Genomic DNA, 19,089 nt, shown 5'->3' with positions numbered 1-19,089 from the left:
ACCCGCCGCGCCACGGCCGGTGGGTCCGCCTCGAGCGCAGCGGGAGTCGCCGGAGTCCCGGTGGGGTGCAGGCGTGAGCGCGCCCACCGGGCGGGGACCGCTCGACGTCCTCGTCGTCTACGTCCCCGTCGGTGACACCGACACGCTGCTCGAGGCGCTCTTCGCAGCCGGCGCCGGCGCGGTGGGCGACTACCGGGAGTGCGCCTTCGTCACCCCGGGCACCGGTCAGTTCCGACCGGTGGACGGCGCCAACCCGACGATCGGGGCCGTCGGTGACCTCGAGAAGGTCGCCGAGAACCGCATCGAGCTCGTCCTCGACCGCTCCTTGCGCGGTGCGGTCGTCGCGGCGCTCCGGGCCGCGCACCCCTACGAGGAGCCGGCCTTCCACGTCCTCGAGGCCGCGCCCGTGGAGCCTGTCTGACGGCTCGGCGAGTCCGGGTCAGCCGGTCCGGAAGCCGCCGTTGCTGTGGAGCAGCTGGCCGTTGATCCACGACCCGGTGTCGGAGAAGAGGAAGCGGACCAGGTCGGCGGTGTCCCGCGCGGTGCCGAGGCGGCCGGCCGGGGTCTCGGCCGTCCCCAGGGCGCGGATCCGCTCGTCCGTCCACCCGGTGTCGATGGGCCCGGGGTTGATGACGTTGGCCCGGACCCCGCGGTCGGCGAGCTCGCCGGCGGCCGCGATGACGATGCGGTCGAGCGCGCCCTTGCTCGATCCGTAGGGCAGGTTGTGCGTCGTGTGGTCGCTCGTCAGAGCCACGACGCGCGCCGCGGCCGGCCCGCCCGGGGGCTGGAGGGGCAGCCTCTCGGCGAGGGCCCGCAGCAGCAGCCAGGTCGCGCGGGCGTTGACCGCGTAGTGCCGGTCCCAGCTCTCGAGCGACGTCGACAGGATGCCGCTGTCGACCGACTCGCAGTGAGACATGACGAGCCCCGTCACCGGACCGAGCCGCTCGGTCGCGGCGGCGACCAGCGCCTCCGGCGTCGCCGGGTCGGCCAGGTCGCCCGGCAGCAGCTCCACGCGGCGCCCGAGCGCCTGGCACTCCGCGGCGACGGCCCCCGGGTCGTCGTCACCGCGCTCGTAGCCGAGACGCTCGTCGTAGGGCTGCCAGTGGCCGAGCGCGAGGTCCCAGCCGTCGGCCGCGAGGCCGAGGGCCAGCTCCGCGCCGATCGACCGCCGCCTCCCGACCCCGGTGACGAGGGCGACACGGGACGGGACGGGACGGGTCGGGGCGAATGACATGGCCCCATCCTGCGCACCGGGAACCCTCGTGGACAAACGGTTTCGGCGCGGCGCCGACCACCCCTGAGGCTCGCCGTCGCCGCGCGAGGTCGCCCCCGGCATACGCCGTCGGTGGGCCTGGTGGTGAGCGTCACGCCAGACGCGTGCGGACTGAGCGGGCGCTCAGTGAGAGGATGGCGGGCAGTGCCGGAGCGACCTCCGGCAGCTCCATGAGCACCACCACCAGCAACGGAAGAGGACGTTCACCCATGAACATCGTCGTCTGTGTCAAGTACGTGCCGGACGCCCAGGCCGAGCGCACGTTCAACGCAACTGACAACACGACCGACCGCGAGAACGTCGACGGCCTGCTGTCGGAGCTCGACGAGTACGCCGTCGAGGAGGCCCTGAAGATCGTCGAGGCCGGCGAGGGCGAGGTGACCGTGCTCACGGTCGGCCCGGCCGCCGCCGCCGACGCCATCAAGAAGGCCCTGCAGATGGGCGCCGACAAGGGTGTGCACGTCAGTGACGACGCCATCCACGGCTCCGACGCCGTCGCCACCTCGCTCGTGCTCGCCGAGGCCGTCAAGAAGATCGGCAGCGAGTCGGCGGTCGACCTCGTCGTCACCGGCATGGCCAGCACCGACGGCACGATGGGCGTCGTCCCCGCCATGCTCGCCGAGCGTCTCGGCCTGCCGGCCGTGACCTTCGCGTCCGAGCTGACCGTCGAGGGCACCAGCGCGACGATCCGCCGCGACGGCGACGCCTCGACGCAGACGATCACGGCCACGCTGCCGGCCCTCGTCTCGGTCACCGACCAGATCAACGAGCCGCGCTACCCCTCGTTCAAGGGGATCATGGCCGCGAAGAAGAAGCCTGTCGAGCAGTGGAGCCTCGCCGACCTCGGCGTCGACGCCTCGCAGGTCGGCCTCGACGCCGCCTGGACGAAGGTCGAGTCCTTCGCCGCCCGCCCGCCGCGCACCCAGGGCGAGATCGTCGCCGACGAGGGCGATGGCGGAGCCAAGCTCGCGGCGTTCCTCACCGAGCGCAAGTTCGTCTGACCTTCCTCCTGAACTTCCCAGCCAGCAAAGGAGATCCGCACCATGGCTGAAGTACTCGTGCTCGTCGACCACGTCGACGGCAAGGTTCGCAAGACCACCTCGGAGCTGCTGACGATCGCCCGCCGTCTCGGTGAGCCGTCCGCCGTCTTCGTCGGTGCCGGCTTCGACGCCGCCAAGGAGACCCTCGCCCGCTTCGGCGCCGAGAAGGTCTACCGCGTCGAGTCGGCCGAGGTGCTCGAGCACCTCGTCGTGCCGCAGGCCGAGCTGCTCGCCCAGCTCGTCGCCGACAAGTCCCCGGCCGCGGTCCTCGTGCCGTCCTCCCCGGAGGGCAAGGAGATCGCCGCCCGCCTCGCGATCAAGACCGAGTCGGGCCTGATCACCGACGCCGTCGACGTCCAGGCGGCCGACGGTGGCGTCGCCACGACGCAGTCGGTGTTCGCCGGCTCCTACACCGTGTCGGCCACGGTCACGAAGGGCACGCCCATCGTCGCCGTCAAGCCCAACTCGGCCACCCCCGAGGAGGCCGCCGGCGCGGCCGCCGACGAGGTGCTCGACTTCACCCCGTCCGACGCCGCCAAGGGCGCGAAGGTCACCGAGTCCAAGCCGAAGCAGGCCACCGGACGCCCCGAGCTCACCGAGGCCGCCATCGTGGTCTCCGGCGGCCGTGGCACCGCGGGCGACTTCTCCAAGGTCGAGGACTTCGCCGACTCGCTCGGTGCAGCCGTCGGTGCGAGCCGTGCCGCCGTCGACGCCGGGTGGTACCCCCACACCTCGCAGGTCGGCCAGACGGGCAAGCAGGTCAGCCCGCAGCTCTACGTCGCGTGCGGCATCTCCGGTGCCATCCAGCACCGCGCCGGCATGCAGACCTCCAAGACGATCGTGGCCGTCAACAAGGACAACGAGGCCCCGATCTTCGAGCTCGTCGACTTCGGTGTCGTCGGGGACCTCTTCACGGTGCTCCCGCAGGCGACCGACGCGATCAAGGCCGCCAAGGACTGATCGAGCCGCGCCACCGTCGAGAGGCCATGAACCGGGACCGGTTCGTGGCCTCTCGGCGTCTCCGCAGCGAGGGCGCAGGAGCCGTGGTCAGGCCGCTTCCTTGTCGAGGTCGAGACGGGCCGTCAGACGGGCCCAGCTCTCGAGGCGCTCGCGGTTGAGGGCGTATGCCGTCCGGCCCGTCCCGAGGGTCCACCACGCCCCGCGCAGCGCCTCCGAGGGCAGCCGCACCGGACGACCACCACCGCGGCGCCACTCGAGGCGGCCGGAGGCGGACACCCGCCTCACGTCGCGACGGTCGACCGTCGTCGTGGCGAGGGTGTTGTGCACCCGGAGGCTCCGGGTCCCCAGGTCGATCCTGGCCGACCACGCCCGCCAGCCGAGGGTGAGCGCGACGGCCAGGCACACGGCATACGTCCACGCCGTCGGCAACGACGGCACGAGACGCACGAGCAGGCGCGCGACGAAGTAGCCGGCGACCGGGCACGTCAGCGCAGCCACGGCACGGTGCGTGGCGGGCGCAGACAGCCGGCTGCCGCCGGTGCTCTCGTGCCTGCCACGCATGGGGCCGATCATAGGCACGCAGGCGCGCCGAGGGGAGTGGGTCGGCCGGCCCACCTCGCCGGCGGCGGTCGGGGCGGGGTCGCCCGGCGTCCTAGAATCGCCCTGTGACTGCCTATCTCGACCACGCGGCGACGACGCCGATGCTCCCCGCCGCGCTCGCGGCGATGACGGAGCAGCTCGCGGTCGTGGGCAACCCCTCTTCGCTGCACCGCACCGGGCGGGCCGCCCGTCGCGCCGTCGAGGAGTCGCGCGAGAAGATCGCGCGATGCCTCGGAGCGAGGCCCTCCGAGGTCGTCTTCACCTCGGGTGGTACGGAGTCCGACAACCTCGCCGTCAAGGGCACCTACTGGGCCCGCCGCGACAGCGACCCCGCGCGCGTGCGACTGCTTGTCGGTGCCACGGAGCACCACGCCGTGCTCGACTGCGTCGACTTCCTCGTCGCGCACGAGGGCGCCAAGGTCACCTGGCTCGAGTGCACGCCGGAGGGCGTCATCGAGCCCTCGACGCTGCGCGCGGCCATCGAGTCCGACCCGGGCTCCGTCGCGCTCGTCTCGGTCATGTGGGCCAACAACGAGGTCGGCGCCGTGCAGGACGTCCGCGCCCTCGCCGAGGTCGCCCACGAGTTCGAGATCCCGCTGCACACCGACGCCGTGCAGGCCGCCGGGCACCTGCCCGTCGACTTCGCCGACAGCGGCGCCGACCTCATGTCGGTGACGGCGCACAAGCTCGGCGGACCCATCGGCGTCGGCGCGCTCGTCGTGCGACGGGGCGCTGCGCTCGTCCCCCTGACCCACGGGGGCGGCCAGGAGCGGCAAGTCCGGTCGGGCACCCTCGACACCCCGGCCATCGTCGGCTTCGCCGCAGCGATCGTCGAGGCCACCGCGTCGATGGAGGCCGAGTCCGCGCGTCTCGTGGCCCTGCGCGACGACCTCATCGACCGTGCCATGGCGATCTCGCCCGACATCCGGCCCTCGGGCGTGTGGCACCGCGGCGACGGTGCGAGCCGCCTCCCGGGCAACGTGCACCTGCTCGTGCCGGGCTGTGACGGCGACTCCCTGCTCTACCTGCTCGACGCCGCCGGCGTCTCGTGCTCGACCGGCTCGGCGTGCCAGGCCGGCGTGCCGCAGCCGAGCCACGTCCTGCTCGCCATGGGCGTGGCCGAGAGCGATGCCCGCGGCGCGCTGCGCCTCACCCTGGGGCACACCTCGACGGCTGCCGACGTCGACACCTTCATCGGCGCACTTCCGGCCGCCATCGAGCGCGCCCGGCGCGCCCGGGAGGCGACCGCGTCGTGAGGGTCGTGGCCGCGATGAGCGGGGGCGTCGACTCGGCGGTCGCCGCCGCCCGCATGCTCGACGCCGGCCACGAGGTCGTCGGCGTCCACCTGGCCCTGAGCCAGAGCGCCGCGACCCTGCGCGAGTCGGCCCGCGGCTGCTGCACCATCGAGGACGCCGGCGACGCACGCCGCGTGGCCGACGTGCTCGGCATCCCCTTCTACGTCTGGGACATGGCCGCGCGCTTCAAGCGCGACGTCGTCGACGACTTCCGGGCCGAGTACGCCGCCGGACGCACCCCCAACCCGTGCCTGCGCTGCAACGAGAAGATCAAGTTCGCGGCGCTGCTCGACAAGGCGCTCGCGCTCGGCTTCGACGCCGTCGCCACCGGGCACTACGCCCAGGTGGTCGAGGCCGACGACGGGCACGGGGGAGTGCGGCGCGAGCTGCACCGGGCGGTCGACAGCGCCAAGGACCAGAGCTACGTCCTCGGCGTCCTCGACGCGGACCAGCTGGCACGCTGCTTCTTCCCGCTCGGTGACACGACGAAGCCGCAGATCCGCGAGGAGGCCGCCGAGCGCGGCTTCTTCATCGCCAAGAAGCCCGACAGCCACGACATCTGCTTCATCCCCGACGGGGACACCCGGGGGTGGCTGACGCGTGAGCTCGGTGCGGCGCCGGGAGACATCGTCGACACCGGCGGCGAGGTCGTGGGTCACCACGAGGGGGCCTTCGCCTACACCGTCGGCCAGCGCCGGGGGCTCGGCCTCTCCAGGCCCGGCGCCGACGGCGAGCCCCGCTACGTCGTCGAGGTGCGACCCGAGACCAACCAGGTCGTCGTCGGGGCCGCCGACCTCCTCGGCGTCGACGCCATCACGGGCGACCACGCCCGCTGGTGCGGGCCGCCGCCCGAGGGGGTCGTCCACGTGGGCGCCCAGGTGCGGGCCCACGGCGAGGAGCATGCCGCGACCGCGTGGGCCGAGGGGGACCGTGTGGAGGTGCGCCTCCGGAGCCGCGTGCGCGGTGTCGCGCCGGGACAGTCGGTCGTGCTCTACGACGGCACACGCGTCGTGGGTTCGGCGACGATCTCCGGGTCCCGCCTCGAGCGCGGGTCCGGCATGGTCAGCTCAGGGACCGGCTCCACGTGACCGTGCGGGCCCGTGGACGGAACCCCATCGAGCGGTAGAGCCGCTGGGGGCCGGGATAGCCGTCGTCACCGCGCGGACTGACCTGGGCCACGGCGCCGCCCACCTCTGCGAGCCGGTGCAGCGCCGCGAGGGTCACGGCTCCGGCCAGGCCGCGGCCGCGGTGGGCCGGGACGCAGCCGACCGGTTCGACGAGCCCGGCGCCGCGGGCCTCGTCCAGCCAGACGAGGGCCGAGGCGACCATCTCGCCGTCGCCGTCGACAGCCACCCAGTCGAGGTCGGGACGGTAGGGCCAGGCGTCCATGACCTGCCGGTAGGCCCGTTCGTCGACCCTCGACGGCCCGACGTCGGACCACGAGGCCGCGTGCACGGCGGCCCGCTCGCGGGCCTCGTGCTGCTCGACGTGGCGGAAGCGGTAGCCGGGGATGGCCGGGACCGGGGGCAGGTCGACGAGGTCGAGCGAGTTGTGGGTGAAGAAGGGCTCGTCGGGTTCGGGAGCGAATCCTGCTGCGGCCAGGGCCTGCTCAGCTATGTCGCCCTCCATGACGAGGACCGACTGCGCCTCTGCGTCGCTCACCTCCTCGAACCAGTCGAGCACCTCCGCGACGACGTCGGGTCGGCTCGGGTCGACCTGGAGCTCGAGCCAGTCCGGTGCCTCGGCCCACCCGAAGCCCACCACCTCGGTGCCATCGGTCCAGAGCGCCACCGCCTCGCCCTCGTCGAGGGTGTCCGGGTCGACGGGTCGGGAGCAGTGGTTCCACGCCAGCTGGCCGGGGTGGAAGCGGCACGAGGGCGACCACAGCCGCGAGGCGAGGTCCTGCATCGCGCGCAGGTCGTCGGGGCCGCCGAAGTCGCGGCGTCTGAGGTCAGCGGGTGGCACCGTCGTCACGCTAGCGCCCGGCGCCCCGGGGGTGGTGCGGGGGTGCGGGGTCGGTCGGGGCACGACCTAGGCTGGCGCGGTGACTCTCGCTACCGGCATCGGCTCCTGGCCCGGCACCTCCGTGCGCGACGCGCTCGCGCAGGTGCGCGAGCTGCTCGACGGGCAGCTGCCCTACCTGCCCGAGCTGCCGGCGCGTGGGCCGGGTGCCGACATGGTCGGCCGGACCGCGGGGCTGCTCGTCGAGCTGCCCGTCGACCTCCAGCCGATCGGCTGGAGGCTCGTCGACCGGCCCGGCCGTGACGCCTCACGCACGGGGGCGCTGCTCCGCGAGGACCTCGACGAGCTCGCCGAGGCCTTCGACGGGCACACCGGACCCCTCAAGGTGCAGGTCGTCGGGCCGTGGACGCTGGCCGCCAACGTGTGGCTCTCGCGCGGCGAGCGCGTCATCGTCGACGACGGCGCCTGCCGCGACCTCGTCGAGTCCCTCGCCGAGGGGGTGCGCCTCCACGTCGCGGCCGTGCGCAGACTCGTGCCCGGGGCCGAGATCGTCCTGCAGGTCGACGAGCCCAGCCTGCCGACCGTCCTGGCCGGGCGGCTGCCCACCTCGTCCGGTTTCGGGCGGCTGCCGAGCCTCGACCCGCAGGTCGCCGCCGCCGGTCTCGGCACCGTGCTCGCCGCACACGACGGGGCCACCGTCGTGCACTGCTGCGCCGCGTGGCCGCCCCTCGCGCTGCTGCGCGCCACCGGGGTGGGCGCGCTCTCGCTCGACACCTCGCTGCTGCGCCCGCGCGAGTGGGAAGGTGTCGCCGTCGCGGTCGAGGACGGCATACGCCTGCATGCCGGGCTGGTGCCCACCGACGGCGGGCGCACGCGCCCCCAGGACCTCTCGGCCGACCTCGTCGCGGCGTGGACCCGCACCGGCCTGCCGCTCCGGTCGCTCGCCGACGTCGTCGTGACGCCGGCCTGCGGACTGTCCGGGGCCTCGCCCGAGGTGGCCCGTTCCGTGCAGCGGGCCGCGGTCGAGACCGCTCGCGAGCTCGAGGAGCGCAGCGCCGACTAGCGCGGGCCACCCGCCGGACGCGAGAGGCCGGTCACCCCGAGGGGGACCGGCCTCGCGAGGCGTGGGGGGAGGGTCAGAGCGCAGAGCCCGCCGTCCACTGGGCCCAGCTGAGGTTCCAGTCGGAGTAGCCGTTGCCCATGGTCATCGGACGGTCGGTGCCCGTGGTCTCGACGACGTCGCCGATGATGACGTTGTCGTAGAGCCATCCGGCGTTGGGCTCGCTCATGCCCGTGCAGCCGTGGCTGACGTTGCGGTGGCCCTGGTCGGCCACCGACCACGGCGCCGAGTGCAGGAACTCACCGGAGTTGGTGACACGCATGGCGTACTTGACCTTGGTGTCGGCGTAGTAGTTCGGGTCGTTCTTCTTCAGCCCGATCGTCTCGGCCTTCATGGTGATGTTCATCTGCTTGTCCATGATGACCTTGGTGCCCGAGCGCGTGATGAACCCCGGGCGGCCGCCAGTGACGGGGATGCGCTTGGCCAGCTTGCCGTCGATCATGACGTCCATCTGGTCGGTCTTGAGGTTGACCTTCGCGATGACCGACCGGCCGATGGTGAAGTCGGAGACCTGCGTCTTCTGGCCGAAGCGTCCGCCGCCGGCGGGCACGCCGTTGAGCTTGGCCTCGACGTGCACCTTGGAGCCGGCCTTCCAGTACGTCTTGGGGCGCCAGTGCACCTCGCGCGAGCTGAGCCAGTACCAGGAGCCCGACTGCGCCGGCGTCGCGGTGACGGTCATGTTCCTCTCGAAGCTCGCCTTGTCCACGACGGGAAGGTCGAAGCGCACGACGACCGGCAGGCCGATGCCGACCGTGCCGCCGTCGCGCGGCGAGACCGCCACGTCGATCTGGTCGTCGAGGGTGAGGTTGGCCGTGCTGAACGTCTTCGTCGTGTCGACGACCTTGCCGTCGGTGTCCTTGGCCTGCATGGCGAGGGTGTACTTGACGCCCGGCTCGAGCAGGTCGCCCGCCGTCCACGTGCCGCCCTGGAGCGTGCCGTCGACGGGGATGCGGTTGCCCTTCTTGCTGAGGTAGGACAGCGACGCCTTGGTCAGGGTGCCCTTCTGCGCCGAGGCGGTGACCCGGGTGCTGACGGCGACGTCCTCCGCGCCCGCTGCCGGTGTCGTCGTGAAGACGACGGGGTCGGTGGTCGGCGTGGGGGACGGCGAGGCCGAGCCGGTGCCGTCGGAGGCAGCCGAGGAGCTCGCAGGCTTGCCGTTCTCAGCCGTTGCGGTCGCGTTGCAGGCCGTGACGCCCAGCATGGCCACGACGGCCATCCCGGAGACTACGGCGGAACGGATGCTCGACTTCACGCGTGAATACCCTTCGCAGACGTGACGCCGGGCGCCCCGGGTCGGGACGGGGTGCGGCACGTCGATAGTGACCCTGCACCAGTGTCACCGATGCATGCCAATACTCCAAAACCAACGGCGAGTCCAAACGCTCGCGTGTCGCGATGCGGGACCGGTCCGTCAGGGGGCCTCCACCGGCCGCACCTCACGGCGCAGGATCTTGCCCGTGGGGCCCTTGGGCAGCTCACCGAGGGTCCAGATGCGGCGGGGGTACTTGTAGGCGGCGAGGCGCTCCTTGACGTAGGTCTGGACGTCCTCGAGCGTCGCGGTCGAGCCGGGCCGGAGCACGACGGCTGCCCCGACCTCCTCGCCCATGAGCTCGTCCGGCACGCCCACGACCGCGGCCTCGAGGACGTCGGGGTGGGTGTAGAGCACCTCCTCGACCTCGCGCGGGTAGACGTTCATCCCACCGCGGATGATCATGTCCTTCTTGCGGTCGACGATCGTGTAGTAGCCGTCGTCGTCGACGGTCGCGAGGTCACCGGAGCGGAACCAGCCGTCCGGGATGGCCTCGTTGGTGGCCTCCGGCCGGTTCCAGTAGCCCTTCATGATGTTCTCGCCGCGGATCGCGATCTCGCCGATGCCGCCCGCGGGCGTGTCGTTGCCCTCGATGTCGACGAGCTTCATCTCGCAGCCGGGGATGGCCCGGCCGATCGTGCCCGGCTTGGTCGGCTTGTCGGGCATGTTGAAGGACGCGACGGGAGAGGTCTCCGACAGGCCGTAGCCCTCGAGGATCTGGCAGTGGAACTTCTCCTCGAAGGCCTTCATGACGGCTTCCGGCATGGCCGACCCCCCGGACGCGCACGTGCGCAGGCTGCTCGTGTCGGCGTGGTCGGCGTCCGGGTGGTTGAGGATCGCGGCATACATCGTCGGCACGCCCTGGAAGATGGTCACGTGGTCGCGCCCCAGCACCTCGATGGCCTTGGCCGGGTCGAAGCGGGGGATGAGCGTCAACGTGCACCCCTGCTGCACCGAGGTGTTGAGGCCGCAGGTGAGGCCGAAGACGTGGAAGAGGGGCAGGCAGCCCATGATCACGTCGTCCTGCGTGATCTGCATGATGTCGCTCGAGGTGACCTCTGCGTTGCGGTGCAGGTTGAAGTGGGTCAGCTCGGCGCCCTTGGGCTTGCCCGTGGTCCCGCTCGTGTAGAGGATGACGGCCGTGTCGTCGTCGGCACGCTCGACCGGCTCGAGCACCGGCTCGCCCGCGTACTCCGACGCGTCGAACTGGCCGTCGGCCGGACCCATCGGGCCGCAGACCACGAGGCGCGTGCCCGTCTCGGCCGCGGCCTTGGCGGCCTCGTCGGCGAAGTCGGGCCACACGAAGCTGAAGCGGGCACCGCTGTCCTCGTAGAAGTACTGGATCTCGCCCGCCTTGAGCAGCGGGTTCATCGGGACCACGACGCCCCCGGCGAGCAGGGCGCCGTAGAAGGCGACCGGGTAGGCCGGCACGTTGGGCAGGATGAGCGAGACCCGGTCGCCGGGCTCGAGACCCGCCGCGCGCAGCTGGCCGGCCACCGCTGCCGCCGCCCGGTGCAGGGCCGACCACGTCAGCTCCACCTGGTCGAGCTTGATGCCGACCTTGTCGGGGACGCGGGCCGCGGTGGCGGCGAGGTTGGCGGCGAGGTTGGTCATCTCTGCTCCTTCGCAGGGGGGCGACGCTCGGACTCGGGCCCATTGTTACCGCTGGGTCGCCCGGTGAACAGAGCAGGTGGTGTCGCCGGCGTGTGAGGAGTGTCATCGACGGGTCCGGGCACCGTCGGAGCCGGCTGGCAGGATGAGGGCGTGAGCGAGAGCACCGGCCCCACGCCTGTCACCGACGAGGTCCCGACCGAGAGCCACCAGGAGTGGGCGGAGCTCGCCGAGCAGGCCGCGACGGCCCAGTTCGCCTACCACGTCAAGGACGCGCCGACGATCAGCGACGGCGAGTACGACCAGCTCATCCGCCGCCTCAACGCGCTCGAGGAGCAGTACCCGTCGCTCCGCACGCCCGAGAGCCCGACCCAGAACGTCGGCGGCGCCTCGTTCGCGACCGGCTTCGAGACCGTCGACCACGTCGAGCGCATGCTCAGCCTCGACAACGCGTTCTCCTTCGAGGAGCTGCAGACCTGGGCCGAGCGGGTCGAGCGGGAGGTCGGGGCGGGTGCCCACTACCTCACCGAGCTCAAGATCGACGGCCTCGCCATCAACCTGCTCTACGAGAAGGGCCGCCTCGTGCGGGCGCTGACCCGAGGGGACGGTCGCACCGGCGAGGACGTCACCAACAACGTGCGCACCATCGAGGGCGTCCCCGAGCGGCTGTCGGGCGACGACGTCCCCGCCCTCGTCGAGGTCCGCGGCGAGGTCTTCTTCCCGACCGCGGCCTTCGCCGACCTCAACGCGAGCCTCGTCGAGGCCGGCAAGGCGCCCTTCGCCAACCCGCGCAACGCCGCCGCCGGCTCGCTGCGCCAGAAGGACCCCAAGGTCACGGCGAGCCGGCCACTGCGCATGCTCGTCCACGGCATCGGCGCCCGCCGCGGCTTCGACATCGAGACCCAGAGCGAGGCGTATGCCGCCCTGCGCGCCTGGGGACTGCCCACCTCCGACGAGGTGCGCGTGCTTCCCGACATCGCCGCCGTCCAGGAGTTCGTGACCTACCACGGGGAGCACCGGCACGACCGTGCCCACGAGATCGACGGCATCGTCGTCAAGGTCGACGAGGTGCCGCTGCAGCGCCAGCTCGGGGCGACGTCCCGCGCGCCGCGGTGGGCGATCGCGTTCAAGTACCCGCCCGAGGAGGTCAACACCAGGCTCCTCGACATCCGCGTCAACGTCGGCCGCACCGGACGCGTCACGCCCTACGGCGTCATGGAGCCGGTCGTCGTCGCGGGCTCGACGGTCGAGCAGGCCACGCTGCACAACGCGTACGAGGTGGAGCGCAAGGGCGTGCTCATCGGCGACACCGTCGTGCTGCGCAAGGCGGGCGACGTCATCCCCGAGATCGTCGGGCCCGTCGTCGACCTGCGCGACGGCACCGAGCGTGCCTTCGTCATGCCGACCGAGTGCCCCGCGTGCGGCACCACGCTCGCCCCGGAGAAGGAGGGCGACAAGGACATCCGCTGCCCCAACAGCCGCTCGTGCCCGAGCCAGCTGCGCGAGCGCGTCTTCGCCCTGGCCTCGCGCGGCGCCCTCGACATCGAGGCCCTCGGCTGGGAGGGCTCCATCGCCCTGCTCGAGTCCGGGGTCATCACCGACGAGGGCGACCTCTTCGCGCCTCCCGAGGACAGCCCGCACGCGGGGGAGTACGGCATCACCCGGGAGAACCTGGCACGGGTCCCGCTCTACACGAGGGCCGCGAAGAAGACCGACCCGGCCGACCGCGTCGTCGACGGCCGGGTCCTGTCGGCCGGCGGCGACACGCTGCTCGCCGAGCTCGAGAAGGCCAAGAGCCAGCCCCTGTGGCGCGTCGTGGTGGCGCTGTCGATCCGGCACGTCGGACCCACCGCGGCCCGGGCGCTCGCCACGCACTTCGGCTCGATGGACGCCATCCGCGCCGCGTCCACCGAGGAGCTCGCCCAGGCCGAGGGCGTCGGAGGCGTCATCGCCGAGGCGGTCACCGCGTGGTTCGCGGTCGACTGGCACCAGCAGATCGTCCGTCGGTGGGCCGACGCCGGCGTCCGGATGGCCGACGAGGTCGACGAGTCGGTGGAGCGCACCCTCGAGGGCAAGACGGTCGTCGTCACGGGGTCGCTCGACGGCTTCTCCCGCGACGAGACCAAGGAGGCCATCATCAGCCGGGGCGGCAAGGCGTCGGGCTCGGTGTCGAAGAAGACCGACTACGTCGTCATCGGGGCCAACGCGGGCTCCAAGGCCGCCAAGGCCGAGGAGCTGGGCCTGACGATCCTCGACGAGGCCGGCTTCCGACGGCTGCTCGAGACCGGCTCGCCCGACTGACCCTCCCGTTCGTCGGCGGTGCGGACGGGTCGCGTCCACGGACCGGGCGTCCGCGACGGTGGGTGCGCGCTCTCATGTGTGCAGGCCCCACAGAACCCACTCAGGTGTGTGAGTCCCCACCGTCCTTTCGCCGTGCCGCCCTCCTAGGCTTTGCCGAAGTTTCCCCGCAGTTCCAGCCATTGCCGGAGCCGAGGCGCCCGCTCCGCCGGGTGGCCACGGCCCACCCCCGCTCACGGAGCGCGACGCACGAGGAGGTGCAGGTCTTGACGGGTACCCCGTTGCTCGAGACCAAGGCCCTGACCAAGGAGTTCCGCGGTTTCCGCGCCGTCTCGGAGGTCGACCTGACGGTCGCCCGCGGCACGGTCCACGCCCTCGTCGGACCCAACGGAGCGGGCAAGACCACGCTCTTCAACCTGCTCACGGGCTTCCTCTCGCCGACGTCCGGCACCGTCGTCTTCGACGGCCAGGACATCACGGGGCGCGCGCCCGAGCAGATCGCCCCGCTCGGCATCGCGCGCTCCTTCCAGATCACGAGCCTCTTCGAGGCGATGACCCTGCGCGAGCACCTCGAGCTCGCGCTCGCCAGCCCCACCGGGATGGGGCGGCAGTGGTGGCGCTCGGTCACCCGCATGGCGCGGTTCAAGGACCGTGCGATGGAGCTGCTCGAGGACGTCGGCCTCGCCGACAGGGCCGGGGCGCCGGCCTCCTCGCTCGCCTACGGCCAGAAGCGGGCGCTCGAGCTCGCCATCGCCATGGCGCTCGACCCCAAGCTGCTGCTCCTCGACGAGCCGACCGCCGGCATGGGCATCGAGGACGTCGACCGGACCATCGCGCTCGTCAAGCAGCTCGCAGCAGGGCGCACGGTCGTCTTCGTCGACCACAACATGCACGTCGTCGGCTCGCTCGCCGACACGGTCACGGTGCTCCAGTCCGGTCAGGTGCTGGCGGAGGGCCCCTACGACCAGGTGCGGGCCGACGATCGGGTCATCACGGCATACCTCGGAGCAGCCCATGAGTGAACAGACCAGCACCGCGAGCGTGACCTCGGGCTCCGTTGCGGCACAGACCCGCTCACGCATGCTCGAGGTCGCCGGGCTCTCGGCGTGGTACGGCGAGGCCCGCGTCCTGACGGACGTCAGCATCGACGTCGCCCCCGGTAAGGTCGTCACGCTCGTCGGGCGCAACGGCGCCGGCAAGACGACGCTGCTGCGCTCGGTCATGGGCCTGCACCGCCAGACCGAGGGCACCCTGACCTTCGACGGCGCCGACCTCGCCAGGCGCTCACCCGATGCCCGGGCCCGCGCCGGCATCGGCTGGGTGCCCGACGACCGGGGCATCTACTCCAGCCTCACCGTCGCCGAGAACCTCCTGCTGCCGCCGGTCGTGCACGCCGACGCGTGGTCGCTCGAGAAGGTCTACGAGTTCTTCCCGGTGCTGCACGAGCGACGGGACTTCCCGGGCACCAAGCTCTCGGGCGGCGAGCAGCAGATGCTCGCCATGGCCCGCGTGCTGCGGATGGGCTCACGCCTGCTCCTGCTCGACGAGCCCAGCGAGGGGCTGGCCCCGGTCATCGTCCAGCGCATCGGCGAGATCATCCGCGAGATCAAGGGCCACGGCGTGGCCGTCCTGCTCGTCGAGCAGAACGTCAAGTTCGCCTCCACGGTGGCCGACCGCCACTACCTGCTCGCCCAGGGGAAGGTCGTCGAGCACCTCGGCAACGACGACTTCCGCGCCCGTGAGGGCGAGCTGCTCACCTACCTCGGCATGTAACCGCCCGAGCCCTCCACCGCCTCCGTCCGGTCAGCCCGTGCGCCCCTCCGGGACGAACGGCCAGACCCACCGCGCCCTCGGCGCACCCGTCACACCGTCACACCCCGTCACATCTCGTCACACACCAGGAGCAGACATGCGTAGCAGGACAGTCCTAGGCGCCGTCGCCATCACGGCGACCGCGTCGCTCGCGCTCGCCGCGTGCGGAGGGGCCGGCGGCCCGCAGTCGAGCGGCTCGAGCAAGCTCACCGACGACAAGGTCGTCATCGGGCTGCTCAACGACCAGTCCGGCGTCTACAAGGACCTCTCGGGCCCCAACTCCGGTGTCGCCATCCAGATGGCCATCGACGACTACAAGGCGAAGTACGGCGACAAGGCCGTCGCCAAGGACATCGAGATCGTGCAGGCCGACCACCAGAACAAGGCCGACATCGCCAACTCCAAGGCGCAGGAGATGTACGACCGGCAGAAGGCCGACGTCATCCTCGACGTGCCCAACTCGGCGGCCGCACTCGCCGTCGCCACGCAGGCCAAGAACCACAAGAAGCTCTACATCAACATCGGGGCCGGCTCCACCGCCCTGACGGGTGCCAGCTGCAACAAGTACACCTTCCACTGGGCGTACAACACCGGCGTGCTGGCCCGGGGCACCGCAGGGGCGATCACCAAGGCCGGCGGAACGAGCTGGAACATCGTCTGCCCCGACTACGCCTTCGGACAGGACATGAACAAGTCCTTCACCAAGGTGATCACCGCGGACGGTGGCACGGTGGGCCAGTCGATCGCCTCGCCGTTCCCCAGCGATAACTTCGCCACCTTCCTCACCAAGGCCGGTGAGGGCAACCCCAAGGTCATCGGCTCGATGCACGCCGGCGGCGACCTCATCAACTTCGTCAAGCAGTTCAACCAGAGCCCGCTGCGGGGCAAGGTGACCCTCGCCGTGGGGCTCATGTTCATCACCGACATCCACTCCCTCGGGGTCGACCAGTTCGCCGGCACCCAGTTCACTGACCCGTGGTACTGGAACTTCGATGCCAAGAACAAGGCGTGGGCCGACCGGTTCAAGGCCAAGACGAACACCCGCCCGTCCTTCGCGCACGCCGCCAACTACTCGGCCGCGATGAACTACCTCGAGGCCGTCCAGGCCGCCGGCACCGACAACGCGGACGCCGTCGTGGCCCAGCTCGAGGGCAAGAAGATCGACGACCTCTTCCTGCGCAACGGCGAGGTCCGCAAGGCCGACCACGCCGTCGTCCACGACGTCTACCTCGCCAAGGTCAAGAGCTCGGCGCCCGAGGACTGGGACTACGAGGACATCGTCAAGACGATCCCGGCCGCCGAGGCCTACGGCGAGCCGAACCCCGCCTGCTCGATGAGCTGAGCCGGCCTCCCGACGGGCACGTATGCCGTCCGGTGGCCTCCCACGAGGACGCCGCCGGACGGCATTCCGGCGCAGAGCGCCGGCTGCACCCGGGTTTCCCCGATCGACCGCGAACCGAGCGAGAGACATGAGCGAATTCATCCAGTACACCCTCCAGGGGCTCGCCGCCGGCGGCTTCTACGCGCTGTCGGCGCTGGGCCTCGCCGTCATCTTCGGCGTCCTCGGGGTCGTCAACTTCTCCCACGGCGCCTGCTACATGCTCGGCGCCGTCATCTCCGCGGTGCTGCTCGGTGAGCTGCACGTCGGCTTCTGGGTCGCGCTCGTCGTCGTGCCGATCCTCATGTTCGCGTTCGGCGTCCTCATGGAGCGGCTGCTCGTGCGCTGGCTCCTCGCGCTCGACCCGCTCTACAACTTCCTGCTCACCTTCGGCCTGACCCTGGTCCTCGTCGAGGCGGTCAAGCAGCGCTACGGCGTCTCCGGGCTGCCCTACGAGGTGCCGGCCGGTCTGGGCGGCCAGGTGAGCATCGGCAGCGTCAACCTCAGCACCTACGCGATCTTCGCGTGCCTCTTCTCCGTCGTCGTCTGCGTGGCGGTCGGACTGCTCCTGACGAAGACCCGCATCGGCATGATCGTGCGCGCCTCGACCGAGGCGCCCGAGCGCACCCGCGCCCTCGGCATCAACGTCGGCCGGTGGGTGACGCCCGTCTTCGGCTTCGGCATCGCCCTCGCCGGTCTCGCCGGCGTCCTCGCCGCCCCCACCCGCGCCATCACGGCCGAGATGGGCAGCAACTTCATCATCATCCTCTTCGCGGTCGTCGTCATCGGCGGCCTCGGTTCCATCCTCGGGGCGGTGGTCGCGGGCTTCCTCGTCGGACTCGTCGAGGCCTACGGCATCGCCTACGCCCCCACCTACGCCCAGATCGTCATCTTCGTGCTGATGGCGCTCGTCGTTCTCGTCCGGCCCTCGGGGCTCTTCGGACGGGAGGAGGTCGCATGAGCGAGCAGATGATCGCCAAGGTCGACGTCGACCTGGCCCAGCCCTCGATCCTGTCGCGGCGCAACCCGCTGCGCTACGTGCTGCTCCTCGCCGGCCTGGCGGTCGTCGTGATGCTGCCGTACTGGATCTACCCGCCCGTCGCGATGGACATCCTCTGCTGGGGCCTCTTCGCGATCAGCGTCGACCTGCTGCTCGGGTTCACCGGACTGCTCAGCTTCGGGCACGCCGCGTTCTGGGGCGGGTCGGCGTACTGCACCGGTCTCATCGCCAGCAAGGTCGGCGTGCCGTTCCCCGTCGCGGTGCTGGGGGGAGCCCTCTTCGCGATGCTCATCGCGTGGCCGATCGGCTACCTGTCGGTGCGCCGGACCGGCATCTACTTCGCGATGGTCACCCTCGCCTTTGCCCAGATGCTCTACTTCGTCGCGAACCAGGCGCGCGACCTCACCGGCGGTGAGAACGGCCTGCAGGGCATCCCGCGCAACTTCTTCGGCATCGAGTCGGTCGAGACCGACCCGTTCTACTTCTACTACGCCGGCGCGGTCATGATCCTGCTCGGCATCCTGCTCGCCTGGCGCGTCGTCAACTCGCCCTTCGGCCGGGTGCTGACCGCGGTGCGCGACAACCCGGCCCGGGCCCGCGCGCTCGGCTACGACGTGGAGCGCTACAAGATCACCGTCTTCGTCATCTCCGCGGGTCTCGCCGGCCTCGCCGGTGGTGTGTTCGCGGTCAGCCACCAGTTCGCCTCGCTGCAGGAGCTGATGTGGACGACGTCGGGCAAGGTCGTGCTCGTCACGGTGCTCGGCGGCATCGGCACCCTCTGGGGCGGTCTCGTCGGCGCCGGCATCGTCGTGACGCTCGAGGACTACCTCGCGAGCTCCGGCTTCGAGGGCATCGGCCTGATCACCGGCACGATCTTCGTCGTCATCGTGCTGCTCTTCCGGCACGGCATCTGGGGCACGGGGCGCAACGTCCTGCGCCGCTACGTGCTCGAGCGGCGCAAGAAGCCGCGCGACTGACCACCCCTACGCCTCCGGTTCGAGGTGTTCGCGCAGCGTTCGCGCCGGTGTCCTGTGAAGGGACATTCCTGTCAAGGGTGAAGGGTCATGCCTGACAGTCAGGGTTGGTGACTCGGTGGTAGGTCCGATTGCCTGGCGTGTGGTCGATGCGGGTTTCGGGGTCCAGGCGAACGTGTGCGATGAGCTGGTCATCGTGGAACAGGACGGCGTGGTTGAGGTCGATCAGGTAGTCGATCTTGGCGCCGGCCCACGCAGTCCCGAACGCGATCCGGGCACCGGGCAGCTCGAAGTAGCCACTGCGGGGCAGGGTGATCGTGTGCAGGAACTGTCGCGGCTTGAGCTGGTCGGGGTCCGGTGCGGCCTTTGTACTGGCGGTGTAGCGCGCTGAGGGTGGGATCCCGCCGATGCCTTGATGGGGTCGCTGCGTGGTGAACACGACGTCATAGACGTCCAG

Annotated in this window: 18 protein-coding genes; 12 read left to right on the top strand and 6 right to left on the bottom strand. The window is 71.4% G+C overall.

Translation table 11 applies throughout. From position 1 onward, the window contains the following. The first annotated feature begins 73 nt into the window (after positions 1-73). Positions 74-421, top strand: coding sequence for a YqfO family protein (locus ABD297_RS14165; protein WP_344255603.1), 348 nt, complete (start codon positions 74-76; stop codon positions 419-421). Between the two features lie 18 nt (positions 422-439). On the opposite strand, the gene ABD297_RS14160 is transcribed toward ABD297_RS14165, so the two are convergent. Further along, the gene (locus ABD297_RS14160; RefSeq protein WP_344255602.1) at positions 440-1,234 is read right to left on the bottom strand and encodes an SDR family oxidoreductase; all 795 of its coding nucleotides are present in this window, start codon (positions 1,232-1,234) and stop codon (positions 440-442) included. A 248-nt stretch (positions 1,235-1,482) separates the two neighbouring features. Between ABD297_RS14160 and ABD297_RS14155 the strand changes: the two genes are divergently transcribed. Together ABD297_RS14155 and ABD297_RS14150 are read left to right on the top strand one after the other, a co-directional pair. Further along, the gene (locus tag ABD297_RS14155; protein ID WP_344255601.1) at positions 1,483-2,274 is read left to right on the top strand and encodes an electron transfer flavoprotein subunit beta/FixA family protein; all 792 of its coding nucleotides are present in this window, start codon (positions 1,483-1,485) and stop codon (positions 2,272-2,274) included. A gap of 42 nt (positions 2,275-2,316) precedes the next feature. Continuing rightward, positions 2,317-3,273, top strand: a complete 957-nt coding sequence (locus ABD297_RS14150) for an electron transfer flavoprotein subunit alpha/FixB family protein (RefSeq protein ID WP_344255600.1) — start codon at positions 2,317-2,319, stop codon at positions 3,271-3,273. Positions 3,274-3,360: 87 nt separating this feature from the next. Here the strand turns inward: ABD297_RS14150 and ABD297_RS14145 are convergent, their stop codons facing one another. Then, on the bottom strand, positions 3,361-3,834 hold the full coding sequence (locus ABD297_RS14145; protein WP_344255599.1) for a hypothetical protein: 474 nt from the start codon (positions 3,832-3,834) through the stop codon (positions 3,361-3,363). Between the two features lie 104 nt (positions 3,835-3,938). Here ABD297_RS14145 and ABD297_RS14140 point away from each other — a divergent pair, with 104 nt between their 5' ends. Both ABD297_RS14140 and mnmA read left to right on the top strand, forming a co-directional pair. Beyond that, on the top strand, positions 3,939-5,129 hold the full coding sequence (locus ABD297_RS14140) for a cysteine desulfurase family protein (protein WP_344255598.1): 1,191 nt from the start codon (positions 3,939-3,941) through the stop codon (positions 5,127-5,129). Further along, entirely contained in the window at positions 5,126-6,256 is a 1,131-nt protein-coding gene (mnmA, locus tag ABD297_RS14135; RefSeq protein WP_344255597.1) for a tRNA 2-thiouridine(34) synthase MnmA, read from the top strand. The genes ABD297_RS14140 and mnmA overlap by 4 nt, the downstream gene beginning before the upstream one ends. Here the strand turns inward: mnmA and ABD297_RS14130 are convergent. Beyond that, positions 6,231-7,133 carry a GNAT family N-acetyltransferase gene (locus ABD297_RS14130; RefSeq protein WP_344255596.1) on the bottom strand — a complete coding sequence of 301 codons (903 nt, stop codon included), beginning with the start codon at positions 7,131-7,133 and terminating at the stop codon, positions 6,231-6,233. The genes mnmA and ABD297_RS14130 overlap by 26 nt on opposite strands. Before the next feature lie 79 nt (positions 7,134-7,212). Here ABD297_RS14130 and ABD297_RS14125 point away from each other — a divergent pair, with 79 nt between their 5' ends. Continuing rightward, a complete protein-coding gene (locus ABD297_RS14125; RefSeq protein ID WP_344255595.1) occupies positions 7,213-8,193 on the top strand; it encodes a uroporphyrinogen decarboxylase/cobalamine-independent methonine synthase family protein in 981 nt (326 codons plus the stop codon). Between the two features lie 73 nt (positions 8,194-8,266). Here ABD297_RS14125 and ABD297_RS14120 read toward each other — a convergent pair whose 3' ends face one another. Further along, on the bottom strand, positions 8,267-9,502 hold the full coding sequence (locus tag ABD297_RS14120) for a L,D-transpeptidase (protein WP_344255594.1): 1,236 nt from the start codon (positions 9,500-9,502) through the stop codon (positions 8,267-8,269). A 159-nt stretch (positions 9,503-9,661) separates the two neighbouring features. Then, positions 9,662-11,173 (bottom strand): long-chain-fatty-acid--CoA ligase, encoded by a 1,512-nt coding sequence (locus ABD297_RS14115; protein WP_344255592.1) that lies wholly within the window; start codon positions 11,171-11,173, stop codon positions 9,662-9,664. Between the two features lie 150 nt (positions 11,174-11,323). Here ABD297_RS14115 and ligA point away from each other — a divergent pair, with 150 nt between their 5' ends. The 6 genes from ligA to ABD297_RS14085 all read left to right on the top strand — a co-directional run bounded on the left by ligA (position 11,324) and on the right by ABD297_RS14085 (position 18,635). Then, positions 11,324-13,471 (top strand): NAD-dependent DNA ligase LigA, encoded by a 2,148-nt coding sequence (gene ligA, locus ABD297_RS14110; protein WP_344255591.1) that lies wholly within the window; start codon positions 11,324-11,326, stop codon positions 13,469-13,471. Between the two features lie 254 nt (positions 13,472-13,725). Further along, complete coding sequence (locus ABD297_RS14105) at positions 13,726-14,490, top strand: ABC transporter ATP-binding protein (protein WP_344255590.1); 765 nt, start codon at positions 13,726-13,728, stop codon at positions 14,488-14,490. Beyond that, a complete protein-coding gene (locus tag ABD297_RS14100; RefSeq protein WP_344255589.1) occupies positions 14,483-15,241 on the top strand; it encodes an ABC transporter ATP-binding protein in 759 nt (252 codons plus the stop codon). Before ABD297_RS14105 ends, ABD297_RS14100 begins: the two co-directional genes overlap by 8 nt. A gap of 136 nt (positions 15,242-15,377) precedes the next feature. After that, positions 15,378-16,622, top strand: coding sequence for an ABC transporter substrate-binding protein (locus ABD297_RS14095; protein WP_344255588.1), 1,245 nt, complete (start codon positions 15,378-15,380; stop codon positions 16,620-16,622). A gap of 127 nt (positions 16,623-16,749) precedes the next feature. Then, positions 16,750-17,619 (top strand): branched-chain amino acid ABC transporter permease, encoded by an 870-nt coding sequence (locus ABD297_RS14090; RefSeq protein WP_344255587.1) that lies wholly within the window; start codon positions 16,750-16,752, stop codon positions 17,617-17,619. Further along, a complete protein-coding gene (locus ABD297_RS14085; protein WP_344255586.1) occupies positions 17,616-18,635 on the top strand; it encodes a branched-chain amino acid ABC transporter permease in 1,020 nt (339 codons plus the stop codon). Before ABD297_RS14090 ends, ABD297_RS14085 begins: the two co-directional genes overlap by 4 nt. 85 nt (positions 18,636-18,720) lie before the next feature. On the opposite strand, the gene ABD297_RS14080 is transcribed toward ABD297_RS14085, so the two are convergent. Next, the coding region (locus tag ABD297_RS14080; protein ID WP_344255585.1) for a hypothetical protein at positions 18,721-19,089 on the bottom strand (369 nt) is incomplete at its 5' end.

Origin of the sequence: Terrabacter carboxydivorans (assembly GCF_039532035.1) — a bacterium.
GTDB lineage: Bacteria > Actinomycetota > Actinomycetes > Actinomycetales > Dermatophilaceae > Terrabacter > Terrabacter carboxydivorans.
The sequence above is the reverse complement of the archived record's forward strand: the minus strand, read 5'-3'. Positions and strand labels throughout refer to the sequence as shown.